Genomic DNA, 2,724 nt, shown 5'->3' on the forward strand with positions numbered 1-2,724 from the left:
CGTCCCGCGGCTAGGGGAGCACCGGCGCCTCGCAGCTCGGGAGCGCCGGCGCGGCCCGGCTCCGGAGCCCACCCCCGGAGTGGGGCAGGAGCCGACGGAGCGGCGGCCTGACCCGCGAGCGGTTTTCCGCGCGGGGCCCGGCTTTCCCAACCGGCCCGGCACCCGTTCGCATCCGTTCGGAAATGTCGCCCTTTTCCGCCCGGCCCCTTCCGACCCCGGTGCCCGCGCACCTGGGTCGGATGCGTCACAATGGTCGGGTGAACGATCAGGAATTCAAGAACAAGGACGCCGCCGGCAACCGTCTGCCCACCGTGGGCGAGGTCATTTCGCGGACCACCGACCACGAGCCCGATGAGCTGGGGCACTGGGGGCAGTGGGGCGGCACCTACATCCCCGAGGCCCTGATGTCCGTCATCGGCGAGGTGACCGAGGGCTACGCCAAGGCCCGCACGGACGCGGCGTTCCTCGAGGAGCTCGACCGCCTCCAGCGCGATTACACCGGCCGCCCGTCGCCGCTCTACCCGGCGGCGAAGTTCGGCGAAATGATCGGCGCGAAGGTGTGGCTCAAGCGCGAGGACCTGAACCACACCGGCAGCCACAAGATCAACAACGTGCTCGGCCAGGTGCTGTTGGCCAAGAACATGGGCAAGACCAAGATCATCGCGGAGACCGGCGCCGGCCAGCACGGCGTGGCCACCGCGACGGCGTGTGCGCTGCTCGGCTTGGAGTGCCGCATCTACATGGGCGCGGTCGACGCGGAGCGCCAGGCGCTCAACATCGCCCGCATGCGCCTGCTGGGCGCCGAGGTCATCGAGGTGCAGATCGGTTCGCGCACCCTCAAGGACGCGATCAACGAGGCCATGCGCTTCTGGGTCGCCAACGCGGACGACACCTATTACTGCTTCGGCACGGCCGCCGGCCCGCACCCGTTCCCGGCGATGGTGCGCGATTTCCAGCGCGTCATCGGCGCCGAGGCGCGCCAGCAGATCCTCGCCGCCACCGGAGCCCTGCCCGACGCCGCCATCGCGTGCGTGGGCGGCGGCTCCAACGCCATCGGCCTGTTCCACCACTTCATCGGCGACGAGTCGGTCCGCCTCATCGGCGCCGAGGCCGCGGGCGATGGCGTGGAGACCGGCCGCCACGCCGCCCCGATTTCCGCGGGCGGCAACCCGGGCGTCTTCCAGGGCTCCTTCGCGGCGCTGATGCAGGACGAGGACGGCCAGATCATCGAGTCCCACTCGATCTCCGCCGGCCTCGATTACCCGGGCGTCGGCCCGGAGCACTCCAAGCTCGCCGACGCCGGCCGCGCGGAGTACGTCCCCATCACCGACGCCCAGGCCATGGACGCCTTCCGCGACCTCTCCCGTTCGGAGGGCATCATCCCGGCCATCGAGTCCGCGCACGCGGTCGCGGCGGCGAGGGTCGTCGCAAAGCAGCTTCACGACGACCTCGGCCGCGAGCCGGTTCTCATCGTCAACATCTCCGGCCGCGGCGACAAGGACGTGGACACCGCCGCACGCTGGTTCGACCTGCACCCGGAGACCATCCGCACGCCCGCGGAGACCACCGGCCCGGAGTCGGCCGACCATGAGCTCAGCGACGAAATGAACGACGCAGAGAAGAAGGAGCAGGGCAAGTGAGCCTCGCAGACGTTTTCGCCACGGTCCGCGCCGAGGACCGCGCGGCCTTCATCGCCTACCTGCCCGCCGGGTACCCGACGGTCGAGGGGTCGATCGACAACATCAACGCCGTCGTCGCCGCCGGCGCCGACGTCATCGAGGTCGGCCTGCCGTACTCCGACCCGATGATGGACGGCCCGACCATCCAGGAGGCCGCCGACATCGCGCTCGACGCGGGCTTCCGCATCAAGGACCTCTTCCACGTCGTCCGCGAGGTCACCGCCGCCGGCGGCAACTGCGTGACCATGACGTACTGGAACCCGATCCTCCAGTACGGCCCCGAGAAGTTCGCCGAGGACTTCGCCGCCGCCGGCGGCCTGGGCGCCATCATCCCGGACCTCATCCCCGAAGAGGCCGGCCGCTGGCTCGCCGCCGCGGAGAAGCACGGCCTGGACACGATCTTCCTGGTCGCGCCGTCGTCGTCGAACGAGCGCATCGCGCTGACCGCCGGCGCCTCGGGCGGCTTCGTCTACGCCACCAGCCACATGGGCGTCACCGGCGCCCAGAAGGCCGTCGACTCCGCCGCCGGCGTCCTGGTGTCCCGCACCCGCGAGTACACCGACCTGCCCGTGTGCGTGGGCCTCGGCGTGTCCAACGGCGAGCAGGCCCAGGAAATCGCCGACTTCGCCGACGGCGTCATCGTCGGCTCGGCCCTGATCAAGGCCGCGACCGCGGGCCGCGACGACCTCGTCGCCCTGGCCTCCGAACTGGCCGCCGGCGTGCGCGCGGGCAACCGGGAAAGCGCGGGGGCCGCCGAGTGATCGTCGACCTGCTGGCCAACATCCCCTCGCCCCCGCAAGGGGTGTGGCAGCTGGGCCCGATTCCGCTGCGCGGCTACGCGCTGTCCATCCTCGCGGGCATCGTCATCGCCGTGCTGTGGGCCAAGCGCCGCTACGCCGACCGCGGCGGCGACCCCGAGATAGTCCTCGACGTCGCCATCTTCGCCATCCCGGCCGGCATCATCGGCGGCCGCATCTATCACGTGCTCACCGACTGGCCGAAGTACTTCGGCGAGGGCGGCAACCCGGCGCAGGCGTTCAACATC

Annotated in this window: 3 protein-coding genes; all 3 read left to right on the top strand. The window is 71.1% G+C overall.

The features are described from left to right. Positions 1-257 precede the first annotated feature (257 nt). Positions 258-1,640 carry a tryptophan synthase subunit beta gene (gene trpB, locus GX015_RS06295; RefSeq protein WP_291343667.1) on the top strand — a complete coding sequence of 461 codons (1,383 nt, stop codon included), beginning with the start codon at positions 258-260 and terminating at the stop codon, positions 1,638-1,640. After that, on the top strand, positions 1,637-2,440 hold the full coding sequence (gene trpA, locus GX015_RS06300; RefSeq protein WP_291343668.1) for a tryptophan synthase subunit alpha: 804 nt from the start codon (positions 1,637-1,639) through the stop codon (positions 2,438-2,440). The genes trpB and trpA overlap by 4 nt, the downstream gene beginning before the upstream one ends. Further along, a partial coding sequence (locus GX015_RS06305; RefSeq protein WP_291343670.1) for a prolipoprotein diacylglyceryl transferase family protein occupies positions 2,437-2,724 on the top strand: 288 nt, incomplete at its 3' end. The genes trpA and GX015_RS06305, both read left to right, overlap by 4 nt.

The sequence above is a fragment of the Corynebacterium sp. genome, assembly GCF_012837295.1.
Classification (GTDB): domain Bacteria; phylum Actinomycetota; class Actinomycetes; order Mycobacteriales; family Mycobacteriaceae; genus Corynebacterium.